We start from the raw sequence: 16,086 nt of genomic DNA, 5'->3' as shown, positions 1-16,086 counted from the left end.
TATTCTAAATTACAGGGTGAGGCGTAGCATCGCTACAATTAAGTTAATAAAACGCTTTTTGCCTACGTTCCGAGACTTAGATTACGTTCACCCAGACTACATTTTAAATAATAACTATGATGAGTATAATACAAACTTTAAGTGCACTGCTGAAAGAACGCCAGGCTATTCCCTTTGTAGAATTCATGCAACTTGCATTGTACGCCCCTGGTATAGGATATTACAGTTCTGGGCTGCAAAAATTAGGAAAACAGGGTGATTTTATCACCGCTCCAGAGCTCACTCCTTTATTTGGTAAAACGCTTGCGAATCAGTGTCAGCAAGTGTTAAAAGAGTTTGAGTCTCCTGTATTATTCGAATTTGGTGCAGGCTCAGGCGCTCTTTGTGTTGCTCTCTTAGAGCATCTAGCGGAACATAATTCTTTGCCAGAGACATATTACATTTTGGAAGTCAGCGCTAATTTACACCAGCGTCAACGCGAGCTGATTGCACAAAAAATTCCTCATCTGGCTCATTTAGTTACCTGGCTTGATCGTTGGCCAGAAACTCCTTTTAATGGAGTGGTCCTGGCAAATGAGGTGCTGGATGCGATGCCGGTGCATCGTTTTATGAAAACAGAACAGGGCATTATGGAAAGTTATATCGCCTTGAATGAACAACAACAATTAACCGAACTCTTTAAACCGTGTCATAATCAGCGATTGCTCGATTACATTAATAACAGATTATCGCTGCCAAATACACCTTATCTTTCTGAGGTGAATCTTTTTATTGATGATTGGATCGTGAATAATTATCACATGTTAAAACAAGGTGTAGTGTTTTTGATTGATTATGGCTTCCCTCGTCATGAGTATTATCATCCTGATCGTAATCAAGGGACTTTAATGTGTCATTATCAACATCAAAGTCACCCGGAGCCTTTATTGCATCCGGGGGAGCAAGACATTACCGCGCATGTGGATTTTACTCATGTTGCAGAAGCGGGACAACATGCTGGTTTTCATATTGCTGGTTTTACAAATCAAGCCTCTTTTTTGCTGGCTAACGGTTTGCTAAGCTTAATCAATACATTGGACAGTGAGTTGGAACAAGTACAAGCAAAACAAGCGATAAAGCAGCTCACCCTTCCTAGTGAAATGGGGGAGTTATTTAAAGTAATCGCGCTGAGTAAAAATGTGGAAATTTCCTTAAACGGATTTCTATTAAATGATAAACGAGTGAGTTTATGAACAGAAAAAAATACCTGACAACAGTGGAATTACAAAAAGAGTCCATGAAGTTTTCTGCTGGCCACACTACTATTTTCTCTGCAACAGAAAGAGAACCATTACATGGCCATATGTATGGGGTTTATTTGGCACTCACTACGTGGGTCGAAGAAAATGGGATGACTTTTGACTATCGTTATTATAAAGAACGTATTCATAAATTATGTCGTTACTTGAATCAAACGTTTCTAATGCCGCAATTTTCTCCTTTTCTGGAATATGCTGAGGATGAGGAATATTATTACTTTACCTTTAACCACAAAAAAATTCCTTTCTTAAAAGAAGACGTGACTTTATTGCCAGTAACCAATATTACAGTTGAAGAGTTATCGCGTTGGTTTGTTCATGAGCTGATTAAGGACACAGCAGAGTTGGATCGACATCGCATTGAGAAGGTTGTGGTGAAGGTTTTTTCGGCCCCAGGTCAATCAGCCAGTCATCAATGGCAAAGAGCGAATGAATAGAAACACTCACGATCATTCTATGGAGCATGCACTTTTGTCACTTTCTACAGACACATCCTCAGAACAGATTAGGGTGGATGGGAACACAACGAGAGAAAGTGAGCAAAAAGGAAAGACCGCTTACCAAGTTTGTATTCCACACACTCACCGAGATTTTTTTGATTATGCTGCAGAAGAGGTTATCCCTTGCATAGGGGCGCGCGTTTGGGTTCCATTTCGCAAACAAACACGCTTGGGGTTGGTCATTGGTAAAAATGAATCCTCATACGATGTCGCATCATTAAAAAGCATTAGCACAGTAATTGATGAACAACCATTAATTACCCAAGAGGCTTTAACTTTATGTTCATGGATCGCGAACTACTATCAATCACCCTTGTCTGAAGTATTGCCGCTTGCCTTGCCTAAAAAATATCGATTGGGGAAGCCTTGCCAATTACCTATGGGTGATTTTTATCAATTGGCATTACCCCTCGACGAGGCCAAAAAGCTTATTCCTGCTCGCGCACGTAAACAGCTGGAACTGGTCGAATTCTTGAGTACCCAAAAAGAACCGGTTGCCAAACATTGTTTGACGGAAAAAGGATTTAACTCAAGCCAACTCTGTACTCTGCTTGCCACACAAATTCTTTCTTTATCCCAAAAAACAATAGTGCCAGAAAAAGCAAATGCTTCACTATCGCTCCCATTAATGCTTAATCCTGAACAAGCTTTGGCAGTGACTGCAATTACAGCGACACTGCATCAATATCAGTGCTTTTTATTGCAGGGGGTCACAGGAAGTGGGAAAACAGAAGTCTATTTGCACGTTATTGCGGAGGTGTTAGAGCAACAAAAACAAGTTTTGATTCTGGTGCCTGAAATAGGATTAACTCCACAATTAGTATCTCGATTTACCGCCCGTTTTAAACATCCCATTACGGTCATCCATTCCGGATTAAATGAATCAGAAAGACAAGTCGCTTGGCAATTAGCAAAAGAAGGTAAGGTTAAAATGGTGATAGGAACCCGAGCTGCAATTTTTACACCTATGCCTGATTTAGGTTTGATTGTAATTGATGAAGAGCATGATCCTTCCCTAAAGCAAATGGAGGGAGTGCGCTACTCCGCGCGTGATACCGCGTTAATGCGTGCACATTTAGCGAATATACCTATTATTCTGGGTTCAGCGACCCCTAGTCTGGAAAGCATTTACAATGTAATGCAAAAAAAATATACGGTGTTACGTTTAACTCATAAAGCGCTTTCGACAACCCCTTTGCACTATCAATTAATTGATTTACGTTCACAATCACTCCAGCATGGTTTGGCAACTACCACCTTAAACGTAATTAAAGAGCATTTACTCAAACAAAATCAGGTGTTGGTCTTCATTAACCGCCGAGGTTTTTCTCCCGTTTTGTTATGCCATCAATGCGGTTGGATGGCTGATTGTCGTGCTTGTGACAGCCATTTGACCCTGCATAAACAGTTAGGACAGATGATTTGTCATCATTGTGGGTTGAACCAGAAAACTCCCGATCATTGCTCCAGTTGTAACAGTAGGGAATTGATACCCGTTGGGGCAGGAACTCAACGTATCCATGAGTTTTTAAGTGCCTGCTTCCCAGATACGGAAGTCGTACGTATCGATCGCGATGCAGTTCGCAAAAAAAATTCTTTAGATGAGCAGTTGGATAAAATCCATGATGGCAAGGCACAGCTAATCGTCGGTACACAAATGTTAGCGAAAGGCCACCATTTTCCTCGTCTTTCTTTGGTTGTTGTTCTGGATGCAGATGCCGGGCTTTATAATCAGGATTTTCGTGCTCTAGAACATTTAGGACAATTATTAATGCAAGTTTCAGGGCGGGCAGGTAGAGCAGAGCAAGCAGGCCAGGTTTTAATTCAAACCCACATGCCTAATCACCCACTACTGAATTTATTGATTCAGCAAGGATATGATCAATTCGCCGATGCTTTATTAACCACGCGCCAAAAAGCCCAACTGCCTCCTTTTCACTATTTGGCTGTAATTAGGGCGCAAGGGAAAGCAGCAGGAAGTGTATTAAGGTTTTTACATGCGGCCAAAGAGCAAATCGTAACACACTCCATTACCGCAATGGGGCCAGCACCTGCTCCTATGCCTCGAAAAGCCAACCAGTATCGCATGCAGCTGTTACTTAAGTCCTCTTCAAGAAAAACGCTTAAAGACTCTTTAACACAATTGCGTGAATGGTTCGCGGGGAATAAATTAGGTAATGGTGTGCGTTGGAATATTGATGTAGATCCTATAGATTTATCATAGTCTAGAAAAACAGATTGAAAATCTGTTGCGCACAAGCTAAGGATTCTGAATCGGTCCGCTAGGGCCGCAGCTGCTTTTTCTAGGATAATGGAGATAGAGAAATGACTGACTCGAAGGTAGAAGTACATAAAAAAGTTTTTCCCATTGCCTGGGGTGATATGGATGCATTGGGACATGTGAATAATGCTCGTTATTTTGATTATTTTCAGGAAGCACGTATTGACTGGTTGAGACAGCTTAATATCAGCATGACTGAAAAAACGGGTCCTGTAGTGATTCACGTTGCATGTACCTTTTTAAAACCGGTAATTTATCCTGCTACAGTGACTTTATGTTCAAAAATACACAGTCTTGGAAACTCCAGCATGATGATGGATCATGATCTGTATCAGGATGAAATCCTGATGGCGCAAGGCAGTTGCAAAATTGTTTGGGTAGATTATATACAAAATAAATCCATGCCTTTACCTAATGAGATCCGCATACTTTTTAATGCAGACTTGTAACCCGCAGCAGCGCCGCAGTGGAACCCGGGTTTCGCTGTGTTGCACCCCAAGCTACAAATGGAATTTTTAAACTGCAATTGGCGCTTTAATGGCAGGATGAGATTGATAATTTATGAATTCAAAATCATCATAAACATATTCAAATAACGATTGTGGTTTGCGTTTGATATTTAAAGTGGCTAAGGGTAAGGGTTCTCTGGATAATTGAGTGCGTGCTTGATCCAAATGGTTTAAATACAGATGACAATCTCCGCCAGTCCAGATAAAATCACCTACATTGAGATTGCATTGCTGAGCAACCATGTGGGTAAGCAGCGCATAAGAGGAAATATTAAAGGGTACGCCCAAAAATACATCAGCAGAGCGTTGATACAATTGGCAAGAAAGAGTTTTATTGGCTACATAAAACTGGAATAAGGCATGACAAGGCATTAAAGCCATTTGATCCAGTTCTCCAACATTCCAGGCACTGACCAGTAAGCGGCGAGAGTCGGGATTGGTTTTAATTTGTTGTATGACGTCACTGATTTGATCAATGATGCGACCATCAGCTGTTGGCCAATTTCGCCATTGTTTGCCATAAATTGGTCCCAAATCACCATTACTGTCAGCCCATTCATCCCATATAGTAACTCCGTTTTCATTTAAATAGGCGATATTGGTGTCCCCTTGCAAAAACCAGAGTAATTCATGAACGATACTGCGCATATGTAATTTTTTGGTAGTAACTAAAGGAAATCCTTGGCGTAAATCAAAGCGCATTTGATAACCAAAAACCGATATGGTTCCAGTCCCTGTTCGGTCTGTTTTTTGGGTGCCGTGTTGTAAAATATGTTCTAACAAGTTTAAATAAGTTTTCATCGTTTCGCCCACCATAACCAAAATCCCAGCAATAACATGGGAATAGATAAAATTTGTCCCATAGTCAACCATCCGAAAGCAATATAGCCCAATTGCGGATCAGGTTGTCGGAAAAATTCAGCAATGATACGACACACTGCATACCCCATTAAAAAAACGGCGGATACCCGACCAACTGGACGTGGTTTGCGTGCATAAATCCAAACAAGAAGAAACAACCCAACTCCTTCCAAGCCAAATTCATACAGCTCTGAAGGATGACGCGGTTGATTGTCAACGTGTCTATAGACCATACCCCAAGGCATGTCTGTAACCCGCCCCCAAAGCTCGCCGTTGATAAAGTTACCAATACGTCCAGCACCTAAGCCTATGGGAACCAATGGTGCAATAAAATCTCCTATTTCCAAAAATGATTTTTTACTTTTGAGAGAAAAGAACCATAATGCAAGAGCGACACCAAGTAAGCCGCCATGAAAAGACATGCCGCCTTGCCAGATTTTAAATAATGACAAGGGATCATGAATTAATTCAGGGAAATTATAAAAAAGCATATAGCCGAAACGCCCGCCAATAATGACTCCCAGGGCTGCATAAAAGATCAAATCGCTGATTTGTTCTGAGGTCCAGTCCAATTGATAGTGCTTTGCGCGCCAATGACCAAGTAACCAACCACTCACAAAACCAATCAGATACATTAACCCATACCAATGAACTTGTAACGGGCCTATTGAAAAAGCAACAGGATTTATATAAGGAAAGGTGAGCATATCTTTTTAAGTTCCTTTTTTATCTATGTGCGCTGCACCCAGACTACGTCTGCATCGTCGAATCAGATCTCTATTCATAAAGACTTTCCAGCCCTGATGAGACTGCCCAACCCCTCTTCCTCCAAGGCTTTTTGTAAATGAAAACGTATTTGGGCAGGGTGTTCAAATTCCAAGACTTCGGCAAGAATTTTGCGGGCAGTCGCAATAGCGAAATTACGGATAACCCATTTCACTCGCGGTAAGCTTGAAGAGTTCATACTTAAGGTATCAAAGCCCATAGCGATTAACAAAATAACAGCTAAAGGATCACTGGCCATTTCCCCGCAAATACTCACTTCTACTCCTGCTGCATGACCTCCTTCAACTACTTTTAGCAAAACACGCAACATGGCAGGATGCATGGAGTCATAAAGGCCCGCAACGCGTGCGTTGTTTCTATCTACAGCCAGAAAATATTGGGTCAAGTCATTGCTGCCTACAGAGATAAAATCAACACGTTTGGCGATTTCACGTGCTAAATAAGCAGCCGCGGGGACTTCGATCATAACCCCTAACTTTGGTTTTTCAATGGCACAACCCTCTTCGAGTAATTCAGTGAACGCTTGATCAATAAGATAGGAAGCTTCCTCAACTTCACTTAAATTGGTGACCATAGGTAACATAATTCGCAAATTATTCAACTCTTCGTTTGCACGCATCATCGCACGGATTTGCATCAGGAAAACATCGGGATGATCCAACGTGACGCGAATTCCTCGCCATCCCAAATAGGGGTTATCTTCTGCAACAGGAAAATAGGGAAGTACTTTATCACCACCAATATCAAGAGTTCGCATCGTCACAGGATGTGGAGCAAAGGCTTTCAATGTTTGTCGATAAATAATAGTTTGTTCATCTTCCGAAGGGAAATGATCACGACTCATAAAAGGGACTTCTGAGCGATATAAGCCAACACCTTCTGCACCGACACTCATGGATAAACCTGCGTCCATAGCTAAACCGGTGTTCACTTGTAAAGAAACCCTATAGTTGTCAACAGTTTCTGCAGGTTTATCCCGTAAACTAACCAGACTCTGGTTCAATGCCTGCTCTTCTTGCTCCAGAAGCTTGAATTCTGCGAGTACTGATTTTGATGGGGAAATATAAACTTGCCCATAATATCCATCAACAATAATGGCTCGGCGGGAAATCAAATCTAATTTTAAACCACGAACGCCCATGACTGTAGGTACACCCAAGGCACGTGCTAAAATTGCGACATGTGAATTATTGGAACCTTTAGCTGATATAACACCAGCCAGAAAACCTTCAGGAACTTCTGCTAATGCTGCAGCGGTTACTTCTTCCCCAACTAAAACTGTCCTTTTGGGATAAACAATTTCTTCTTGTTGTGACCATTGTAATGCTGCTAAAACACGACGTCCCAAATCACGAAAATCGCTGGCTCGTTCACGGAGATATGAGTCTTCCATGCTTTCAAATTGTGCGATGTGTTTTTTAATGACTGTTGCTAAAGCAGCTTGCGCTCCAATTTTTTCTTTACGAATTATCTGCTCTACTTCAATACCTAAACTGTCTTTATCAAGAATGCGTAAGTACACATCAAACAGAGCATGTTCTTCCTCTGCAACAACGGATTTCATGCGTTTGCTTAGACGGTGCATATCATCTCTAGTGGACTCTAGAGCTTCATAAAATGCATTAATTTCCTCATCCAAAGTCTCTACAGGATTTTGCGGAACCGCATCAATATCTGCTTGAGGATATACAACTACAGCGGTTCCTATTCCAATGCCTGGAACAGAGCCGATTCCTGCCAGGGCGGTTGTACCTGCTTCAACTTTTTTGTTAACGCCCATAGGCTTGGGTTGCGTTAACTCAGCTAGCTCTCCTGTAGCTTCCGCGTGAGCAATAATTCCACCAAGTTGGGCAGCTAAGGTAATTAAAAAAGATTCTTCAGTATCATCAAAGCAACGTTGTTCTGTTTGCTGAACAATGAGAACGCCATAGATCTTTCTATGCTGAATAATAGGTACGCCTAAAAATGCTTTGAAATGCTCTTCTCCCAATAAGGGATTATGATAAAAATCGGGATGGGCGGGAGCATCTTCGAGATTAATAGGCTCTTCGCGTCGGCCGACAAGCCCCACAAGACCACTATCAAATGAAATACGAACTCGAAATCGTGCTTGCTTGTTTAAACCTTCGGTTGCAATAAGAACGTATTCAGCATGTTTGGTATCGATGAGGTAAACGGAAGCGGCCTCTGCATTAATGGCTTTATTAATTTGTTGCACCAGAATGCCAAGTGCATCGGAGAGCTGCTTGGCTGCAGTGACTTCTTGAACTATCCGTTTAAGTACTTTGAGCATCTACGCTTATACTACCTCTTTTTTCGTTTAACGCCGTAGGGTGTACGACGATTTTTTTTCAATAAAGGTTCCAGCTCTTTTAACGCTTGCATATAAACTTGACGTTTAAAAAAGATAACCTGTCCTTCTGGTTCATGAAAATCAACCCAACGCCAGCTGTCAAATTCTGGAGAATCACTCAGATCCAGTTTAACTTTTTGCTCACTGGCAATGAGCTTTAATAAATACCATTTTTGTTTTTGTCCTATTACTAAAGGCTCGCTGCCATGACGCAGATATTGTTTCGGGAGTCTGTATTTAAGCCAGCGCTTGGTAGAACCAATAACCTCTACATCTTCCTTATTCAATCCTACTTCCTCATGCAATTCCCGAAACATTGCGTCTAATGATGTTTCACCAGCAGCCAAGCCGCCTTGCGGAAATTGCCAAGCATCATGACCAGTTCTTCTACCCCAAAAAACTCTGTTCTGTGCGTTGACTAGGACAATACCTACATTCAACCGATAACCGGCACGATCAATCACCATGATGTCACTGTTTAGATTAAACTGCTAATAGCTTGATTTTTCCATAAACAGCGAGACCTTGGCAATTAAATCCGTAATTATTATTGAAAAAAGATAACTACACAATAAAAACTGACTTATCTTCCTTTTCACGACCCTGCTTGCAGCATCAGCACATCTTTTTTATTCAATAAAAAGAAATACGCTATTTCAGATCATTTAGTTATATAATTGGAACAAATACTTCAATTTACAATTATATGAAAAAGAGAATTTTAATTATTAATACTGGCGGTACTATCAGTTGTATTAAAACAGAAAATGGTTATGAGCCTGCTGCAGGTTATGTGGAGGATGCGTTACAAAAAATACCCTTGCTCAAACACAAAGACATACCTGAATATTCGGTAAAAGAATACAGTCCTTTGCTTGATTCATCCAATATGACTGTATATGACTGGAACCGAATAGCCAGGGATATAGCGGATGATTATGCGTATTTTGATGGCTTTGTCGTTTTTCACGGGACTGATACCATGGCATATACGGCATCGGCATTGTCTTTTATGCTGGAGAATTTAAGTAAACCAGTAATTATTACAGGCTCACAAATCCCTTTATCGGAAGTACGTAATGATGCAATAGATAATGTGGTTACTTCATTATGGCTTTGTGCCAATCAGCCCATACATGAAGTATGCATTTACTTTAATCAACATTTATTACGCGGCAACCGAACCCAAAAGATCAGTTCGCAAGGATTTAAGGCTTTTGATTCGCCGAATTATCCGCATTTAGCAGCGATAGGAATAGAGATTAAGGTGCAGAAAAATCTTTTGCTCAAACGGTCGCAGAAGTCATTTCACTTACAAACGATCGAACCCCAATTTATTGCCAATTTCAGATTATTCCCAGGGTTTGCCACCGATGTTTTAGCTTATATTTTAAACCAACCCTTATGCGGTCTGATCTTAGAAACATATGGTGCAGGAAATGCGCAAAATAATGATCCTCGTTTTTTAAAACTGCTTAAAGATGCGTGTGCGCGTGGCGTGATCATAATTAACTGTACTCAATGCCAACAGGGCGGGGTGGAAATGAGTCAATACGCTACGGGTCATTCCTTAAAAAAAGCAGGACTTATTAGTGGCCATGATATGACTCCCGAAGCAGCACATTGCAAGTTACTGTATTTGTTGAGTAAACGATTGGACATTTCAGAAGTAAAAAGATTGATGGAAACGGATCTTTGTGGGGAATTGACCATATAATTGGAGGTATTGGCGCCTAAGCGTCGCGCAGCGGAACCCGTATTGAAACATTTTAATCGGGTTCATTCTGGATTTCATTGCGCGCTATACTGAGGCTGCTACGGAAGAGTTATAAAGATTTAAACAGTTAATGACGAGCTGTCTTCTTCTCTCTTTTCCTTTTCTGCTGATGGACATCTTTCTTTAATTTCCTCAAGCGCATTGTCCATAGCAACTTTTAATCGTCCTCTACTGGGTTTTATGGTAGGTGCTTTAACTTTAGCCACTGCAATCAAGGTTACTTGTACTGGTATCGAATCAATAGGTTTTGATTCTTCACAAATCCCGGTGTTTTCTCTTTGAATCGCTTCTATTGCTTCAATAACAAAAGTCTTACGTAAATCTTTGTAGTTAGGTTTTTCCTTATCTAAACCGTCTAGTTTTTCCTTACATTTGAGAATATGTTTCATCAGACACTCTTCTTTTTTAGCTCTGATTTCTATTGCTGTAGAATGACTAATGGTATTGGAAACGGTTTCGTATATTTTAGCAAGCATGCCTTCTCCAGGAGGACAAAGTATGTGTTCACCGAGGTAATAAGCTGCATGAGCACAAAGCAAGTTAAAGGGGTCATCGTCATCAGCTACATCGAGAAAATGAAATGAGCGCTCACTAAGAGAACGATAAAATCGGTCCAGGCTGGAATTAAGTTCGCTTAAAGTGTCATTCAAGCCGCCTCTTTTCCATGATTTTCTTGCTCGTAAAAGCTCTACGGCAGTGTCTGTTTTACTGATTAGCTCTTTTATTGACTCTAAATTTTTTTTATCGTTTTTTTCTTCTGAAAAATCTGCAATATATTTTTGCAGGGTACGCGTTATGCTCCTTTGTTGTTCGGAGTGTTTCGTATCGCGAAAATATCCGTAAAACATCCCATTATCATCAGCAATCGAATCTTCTATTGATTTATTCAAAACGCGATCTATAAGTGCTTTGGCTGTTCTCACAAATATTGATGACATTGCTCTACTCCTTGAACTGTAATTTAGTTATCATACCTCTTTTTATTTATTTAATATTGAGGCAGATTGTTTTATTGAAAACCTTTAACTTAGGAACTCATAACTCCATGAATTTACAAATTATTATTTTAGCTGCAGGTCAGGGTAAACGGATGTATTCCAGTACTCCTAAAGTACTTCACCCAATTGCAGGGAAGCCCATGTTAACTCGGGTAGTGGAAACCGCACAGCAACTAAATCCTGATGCAATCCATGTTATATACGGTCATGGTGGTGAACAACTTAAGAACTCACTCCCTGACTTACCTGTGCATTGGGTACAGCAGGCAGAACAATTAGGTACAGGTCATGCAGTAATGCAGGCTTTACCTTTTATTCCACCACAAACACAAGTACTTGTTCTATCTGCTGATGTACCGCTTATTCAAGCAGATACGCTACGCGCATTAATTGCGTGCAGCAATACAGCAAACGCTCATCAATCCATTTTGTCACTCTTGGTTGCTCATCTTGAAGATCCCAGCGGTCTTGGACGTATTGTTAGAAACAACCAAGGTGAAGTTTCCATCATTGTAGAAGAAAAAGATGCAAATGAGCAAGAAAAGAATATAAAAGAAATTTATTCAGGAATTTGTTGTGCCATTTCTGATGACTTAAAAAAATGGCTGCCCAATTTGTCTCATGATAATGCTCAATCTGAATACTATCTCACTGAAATTATTGCTTTAGCTGTTGGCAGTCATACACCAATTAGAACACTGAGTGTAAAAGATAGCGCAGAAATTCAAGGTGTAAATAACCGATTGCAATTGCAGCAATTAGAGCGAATACTGCAAGTACGACAGGCTGAACAATTATTGAAACAGGGAGTAACTATAGCTGATGCAAATCGTTTTGATTTACGCGGCGACTTAATCTGCGGTAAAGACGTGTTTATTGATGTGAACTGTGTGTTTAAAGGAAAAGTGATTCTCGGAGACGGTTGCTCTATAGGACCTAATTGCATACTTACTGATGTAAGTTTGGAGGCTGGATGTGAGATTTATGCCAACAGTGTTTTGGAGGGTTGTAAGATAGCAAATGATTGTACTATTGGTCCTTTTGCTCGCTTAAGAGCAGGCACTGAATTAGCTGCAAATTGTAAGATAGGCAATTTTGTTGAAACCAAAAAAGCCCTATTTGATGTGGGTTCCAAAGCAAGTCATTTAAGTTATTTGGGTGATGTGAGTTTAGGGAAAGAAGTTAATGTAGGAGCAGGCACAATTACCTGCAATTATGACGGAGTTAATAAATACAAAACCATCATTGAAGATGGTGTTTTTGTCGGTTCAGACACCCAATTCGTTGCGCCGGTGACTGTAGGTGCTTATGCAACCATAGGGGCTGGCAGTACCATTCGGAAGGATGTTCCTCCTGGTGAATTGACCCTTACTGAATCAAGACAGAAAACAGTCTATGGCTGGAAAAGACCAGTAAAAAAGGAATAATAGTCGCAAAGTCACAGTGCCCTTAACAATTATGGAAATTAGAGCTTCAATCATACTGCAAAGTCGATGCTTTGTTTTTTTCCATATAGGCACAGAACCATATGATGAAGGGTAGAAAAACCAACGTCATGAATAATTTGTAATGCCAAACATTAGCTACCAAACTAATAATTTGATCATAAGGATAAATGCCGCCGAAGAGTAAACTGTAGTCAATTAAACACAATAAGGAATTAGAACAAAAATTGGCAATTAAGATGCGCAATGGACGATGTAAATTCCACTTTGAATGTTTCAAGTGGTTTAGTAGCAAGGCATTACTGATAAAGGCAACAAATAATGTCAGAGAGGCGGTAGGTAATCTTTTTAACATAATGTAGTTGTAAAAAGGATTCAAATTAAAGAATGTTGGTGATGGCAAAGCAACGATCCCTATAAGCAAAATATCAAAAGTGAATTGAGTAGCAATAAGGATTAGGCATAATCTTAGATTAACTTGATAACCCCACAGCTCGCCGAGCACTGTACTAATCATTAAAGTAACGGGAAAAAATAATGAGCTTGCTGATAGAACCATATATTTATTGATAATTGTTACTATCCTGTATTCGCAAGCTAAACAAAGGAGCATGATGACGATCGCAACACAAATAAAGTAATGATATAAGGGCAGCGCTTCTCTGCTTCGCTCGAGGTCTGCGATAAAAGATAAATTATGGTATTTTAGTAAAAAGGTCAGATAGAACACACCAATAATTAGCAGTATGATTGAAGTAATCATGAATGAATCAATAAAGATGTGTTTGAAGCTGTGTAGATGAACTCCTGAAAATAAGAGAAAAAAGTCCAATCCAAAAAAACTGAGGCCTCCTAATAATGCAAGCAGCATACATTGTTTGGGTGAGGGTAAAACTTTACTGGTTTTAGGATGAAATAATAGATGAGGCACGTAGAAGCTCAATGCAAAAGCAATAGTAGTTGCAAAGAATTTTTTAGGGATGTCTGCAAAAATAATTTGATAAACAGGATTATTGTGCATGTATTCAGCTGCGGGCAAGTTGATCAGTATATAAACTCCAATACAAAATACATATAAAGTCATTAAAGAGATATTTAGTAAATGTCTTTGTTCTTTTATTGTGCAATTTCTTAATGCTAATAAATACAAACCTGCAATGAGTGGACAGATGAAACAGTTCACAGAAAACATAAGTCCTTCTATGAGAACAATTTTGAACGATACATTAATTAATAAGATAAGGGAGGTAATAACACTGACAGTCAGGAATAAAAAACAGCACCGCTGTGAAGGCAATGATTGATTCATAGGTTTAGTTTTTCCATAACTTTGTTTTGCTAATAATTGCCTTGTAATGAACTAATTCGCGCGCAAATATAACACCATTGCATTTAATATGGCAAGTAGTTGTGTAATTCTACTGGCCAAGTTAATTTGGATGAAGTGATGCATTCTGCGAATAACAATTCCAATCAAGATGATCAAAATAGCTACCTACATTCTTTCGATCCCTTAACTTATTGGTTGTATTCAAATGATGGAGACACGTCCTCTATGTTCGATGATGACTCGAGTTTCGATTTTTTTTGCAGTGGATTGGTAGGACGTTGTTTGGTGGAAAATAAACTATGCGCTGATATTAAGGGCGAGGTTTTTTGAGGAATTAGCTTTTTAGCATCAACCACTATTGGTGTTCGTGGAGTTTTTAACTCATTTGCTGGAGGTAAAACTTTGACTGGAGATTCTGGAGGAAGCTCAATAATCCTATCTGTTTCATGCAAGCCCACATTAGGTGTTCTTTTAGCCAACATTACCTCATGCGATACATTATTTCGTTCAATCCATAATTTAAGTGCCATAACAAAATCCCAAAAATCTTCTTTTTTACTTAACGATAAAAGAAATTCAGACAGTTTTATAGGTAAACCAAAGCGATAGTTTAATACGACTGGGAGCGTGTATTTGACCGTAGATGCGATTGCTGTAGGCGCTGTTGTTAGTGTTTTAACTGGTTTTGTGGCTTCAACGATTTCTATAATATAGAGTAAGTCCTTGCGGATGTCGGGCCAAAACTCCTTTATCACGGGATCATTGACTGCATTTTTGGGGCTATGAAACATACTGGGTAGCAGATACTTTGTTGTTTTCTTAAAAAAACCAGGTGGTACAGGTTTAACTTGCTCCAAATCACTGTCGAGTACTCGAGTTAGAAACCTGAAAACTGTTGATAAAGGGATAAATGGTTTTGCACCTCGAGGTGGTTTAAAATCAATGGGTATTCTTTGCATCAGTCCTGCAAATAAAACGTCAACAGCAAACCGCTTGGTGCGATCATAAATCACTAAAGGATCAACGGGAATTTTATCTTTTGTTGATCGGACTAAAGGCAAAGGCATGTGCGATGCAATATTAATATGTGCTAAAAGTAATAAATGACGCAATGTTCTGAGGTAAAGATAGGGAGGCATGCCTACAGTTGATTCAAGCGCATAATCCATCAAGTATGAGGTTCCAGTATAGGCTAAACCTAAAGACAATATGGATTCAGATTTCATGGCTTTATGCCGTTCACAACGTTCTGGTGTTGCCATGCGTGTAATGTATTCGCCATAAAAATAGATAGCTAATATCCAGGCGATTTGTTCCCCGTAAGGAAGAGATTTACTAATTCCCCAAAGCACCAGATCATTAAAAGCCAACACTAAGGGTTCGCGCAGTGATCCTTTAAATTTACGTTTGAAATTACAATCTTCGTCTTTTTCTCCGCAGAGGGTTGGAGGGGGGGGAGTGAGCTTTTCTTTGTGCTCATTAAAAGCAGAGGAGCCTAATGCATCAAGCGCTAAAGTATGTGCAATTAATTTAGGCACCTGCCTGTATGTAAATCCCCACACTGCATAATTCATGAAAGTCAAGGTGGGTAGAACCGCATAGGATGCCAACATTCCTGTTGGATCTTCTGGGCGTAAATAATTTTGAATGCCATTATTTACGCAATGTACTGCGGCGACTGGCAAAACATCATAAAAGAGTATGTTTCCTGCTCCATTGACGATTTTCATTACTGGAGGAGTAACTATTGCAGGAACTGCCTCGCGTAAGGCTAAGACCTGTTCCGCTACATAAAACGCTGTATTTGCGGCATAGCCCACGGTTTGTTTTATGGCGTTACTCCAAAGCCATGTTGCTCCATCACCAATTGACTTGGTTCCATCAACCACAGAAGTCCACCAGTTCATAGTATTGCTCTCCCTGCAACAACGAAATTTTATTGTATGAG

General features: G+C 39.9%; 13 protein-coding genes. 6 read left to right on the top strand and 7 right to left on the bottom strand.

The features are described from left to right. The first annotated feature begins 119 nt into the window (after positions 1-119). From Ltuc_RS00705 to Ltuc_RS00690, 4 genes are all read left to right on the top strand, one after another. On the top strand, positions 120-1,232 hold the full coding sequence (locus Ltuc_RS00705; RefSeq protein WP_058521555.1) for a class I SAM-dependent methyltransferase: 1,113 nt from the start codon (positions 120-122) through the stop codon (positions 1,230-1,232). Beyond that, on the top strand, positions 1,229-1,735 hold the full coding sequence (locus Ltuc_RS00700; protein WP_058519452.1) for a 6-pyruvoyl trahydropterin synthase family protein: 507 nt from the start codon (positions 1,229-1,231) through the stop codon (positions 1,733-1,735). The genes Ltuc_RS00705 and Ltuc_RS00700 overlap by 4 nt, the downstream gene beginning before the upstream one ends. Further along, a complete protein-coding gene (locus Ltuc_RS00695; RefSeq protein WP_083498020.1) occupies positions 1,728-4,022 on the top strand; it encodes a primosomal protein N' in 2,295 nt (764 codons plus the stop codon). Before Ltuc_RS00700 ends, Ltuc_RS00695 begins: the two co-directional genes overlap by 8 nt. Before the next feature lie 101 nt (positions 4,023-4,123). Then, the gene (locus Ltuc_RS00690) at positions 4,124-4,528 is read left to right on the top strand and encodes an acyl-CoA thioesterase (protein WP_058519451.1); all 405 of its coding nucleotides are present in this window, start codon (positions 4,124-4,126) and stop codon (positions 4,526-4,528) included. 66 nt (positions 4,529-4,594) lie between these two features. On the opposite strand, the gene thyA is transcribed toward Ltuc_RS00690, so the two are convergent. The 4 genes from thyA to Ltuc_RS00670 all read right to left on the bottom strand — a co-directional run bounded on the left by thyA (position 4,595) and on the right by Ltuc_RS00670 (position 9,055). Next, the gene (gene thyA / locus Ltuc_RS00685; RefSeq protein ID WP_058519450.1) at positions 4,595-5,389 is read right to left on the bottom strand and encodes a thymidylate synthase; all 795 of its coding nucleotides are present in this window, start codon (positions 5,387-5,389) and stop codon (positions 4,595-4,597) included. After that, the gene (gene lgt, locus Ltuc_RS00680; RefSeq protein ID WP_058519449.1) at positions 5,386-6,156 is read right to left on the bottom strand and encodes a prolipoprotein diacylglyceryl transferase; all 771 of its coding nucleotides are present in this window, start codon (positions 6,154-6,156) and stop codon (positions 5,386-5,388) included. The genes thyA and lgt overlap by 4 nt, the downstream gene beginning before the upstream one ends. Positions 6,157-6,230: 74 nt before the next feature. Beyond that, positions 6,231-8,528, bottom strand: a complete 2,298-nt coding sequence (ptsP, locus tag Ltuc_RS00675; RefSeq protein ID WP_058519448.1) for a phosphoenolpyruvate--protein phosphotransferase — start codon at positions 8,526-8,528, stop codon at positions 6,231-6,233. Positions 8,529-8,539: 11 nt separating this feature from the next. Continuing rightward, positions 8,540-9,055 carry an RNA pyrophosphohydrolase gene (locus Ltuc_RS00670; RefSeq protein WP_058519447.1) on the bottom strand — a complete coding sequence of 172 codons (516 nt, stop codon included), beginning with the start codon at positions 9,053-9,055 and terminating at the stop codon, positions 8,540-8,542. 239 nt (positions 9,056-9,294) lie between these two features. On the opposite strand from Ltuc_RS00670, the gene ansA reads away from it, so the two are divergent. Next, complete coding sequence (gene ansA / locus Ltuc_RS00665; RefSeq protein WP_058519446.1) at positions 9,295-10,305, top strand: asparaginase; 1,011 nt, start codon at positions 9,295-9,297, stop codon at positions 10,303-10,305. A gap of 119 nt (positions 10,306-10,424) precedes the next feature. Here ansA and Ltuc_RS00660 read toward each other — a convergent pair whose 3' ends face one another. After that, entirely contained in the window at positions 10,425-11,303 is an 879-nt protein-coding gene (locus Ltuc_RS00660; protein WP_058519445.1) for a hypothetical protein, read from the bottom strand. 107 nt (positions 11,304-11,410) lie between these two features. On the opposite strand from Ltuc_RS00660, the gene glmU reads away from it, so the two are divergent. Beyond that, positions 11,411-12,790 (top strand): bifunctional UDP-N-acetylglucosamine diphosphorylase/glucosamine-1-phosphate N-acetyltransferase GlmU, encoded by a 1,380-nt coding sequence (glmU, locus tag Ltuc_RS00655; RefSeq protein ID WP_058519444.1) that lies wholly within the window; start codon positions 11,411-11,413, stop codon positions 12,788-12,790. A gap of 46 nt (positions 12,791-12,836) precedes the next feature. Here the strand turns inward: glmU and Ltuc_RS00650 are convergent, their stop codons facing one another. Then, entirely contained in the window at positions 12,837-14,117 is a 1,281-nt protein-coding gene (locus tag Ltuc_RS00650; protein ID WP_058519443.1) for a VUT family protein, read from the bottom strand. 209 nt (positions 14,118-14,326) lie between these two features. Then, positions 14,327-16,045, bottom strand: coding sequence for a hypothetical protein (locus tag Ltuc_RS00645; protein ID WP_058519442.1), 1,719 nt, complete (start codon positions 16,043-16,045; stop codon positions 14,327-14,329). Between the last annotated feature and the right edge of the window lie 41 nt (positions 16,046-16,086).

Source organism: Legionella tucsonensis (assembly GCF_001468035.1).
GTDB classification, from domain to species: Bacteria; Pseudomonadota; Gammaproteobacteria; order Legionellales; family Legionellaceae; genus Legionella; species Legionella tucsonensis.
Note: the sequence above shows the minus strand (reverse complement) of the source record. Positions and strands in the feature narration are given on the sequence as shown.

Bases quoted from the DNA above. Each gene is read 5' to 3' on its own strand.
- Ltuc_RS00705 (WP_058521555.1), top strand. From the start codon at position 120: ATGAGTATAATACAAACTTTAAGTGCACTGCTGAAAGAACGCCAGGCT.
- Ltuc_RS00700 (WP_058519452.1), top strand. From the start codon at position 1,229: ATGAACAGAAAAAAATACCTGACAACAGTGGAATTACAAAAAGAGTCC.
- Ltuc_RS00695 (WP_083498020.1), top strand. From the start codon at position 1,728: ATGAATAGAAACACTCACGATCATTCTATGGAGCATGCACTTTTGTCA.
- Ltuc_RS00690 (WP_058519451.1), top strand. From the start codon at position 4,124: ATGACTGACTCGAAGGTAGAAGTACATAAAAAAGTTTTTCCCATTGCC.
- thyA (WP_058519450.1), bottom strand. From the start codon at position 5,389: ATGAAAACTTATTTAAACTTGTTAGAACATATTTTACAACACGGCACC.
- lgt (WP_058519449.1), bottom strand. From the start codon at position 6,156: ATGCTCACCTTTCCTTATATAAATCCTGTTGCTTTTTCAATAGGCCCG.
- ptsP (WP_058519448.1), bottom strand. From the start codon at position 8,528: ATGCTCAAAGTACTTAAACGGATAGTTCAAGAAGTCACTGCAGCCAAG.
- Ltuc_RS00670 (WP_058519447.1), bottom strand. From the start codon at position 9,055: ATGGTGATTGATCGTGCCGGTTATCGGTTGAATGTAGGTATTGTCCTA.
- ansA (WP_058519446.1), top strand. From the start codon at position 9,295: ATGAAAAAGAGAATTTTAATTATTAATACTGGCGGTACTATCAGTTGT.
- Ltuc_RS00660 (WP_058519445.1), bottom strand. From the start codon at position 11,303: ATGTCATCAATATTTGTGAGAACAGCCAAAGCACTTATAGATCGCGTT.
- glmU (WP_058519444.1), top strand. From the start codon at position 11,411: ATGAATTTACAAATTATTATTTTAGCTGCAGGTCAGGGTAAACGGATG.
- Ltuc_RS00650 (WP_058519443.1), bottom strand. From the start codon at position 14,117: ATGAATCAATCATTGCCTTCACAGCGGTGCTGTTTTTTATTCCTGACT.
- Ltuc_RS00645 (WP_058519442.1), bottom strand. From the start codon at position 16,045: ATGAACTGGTGGACTTCTGTGGTTGATGGAACCAAGTCAATTGGTGAT.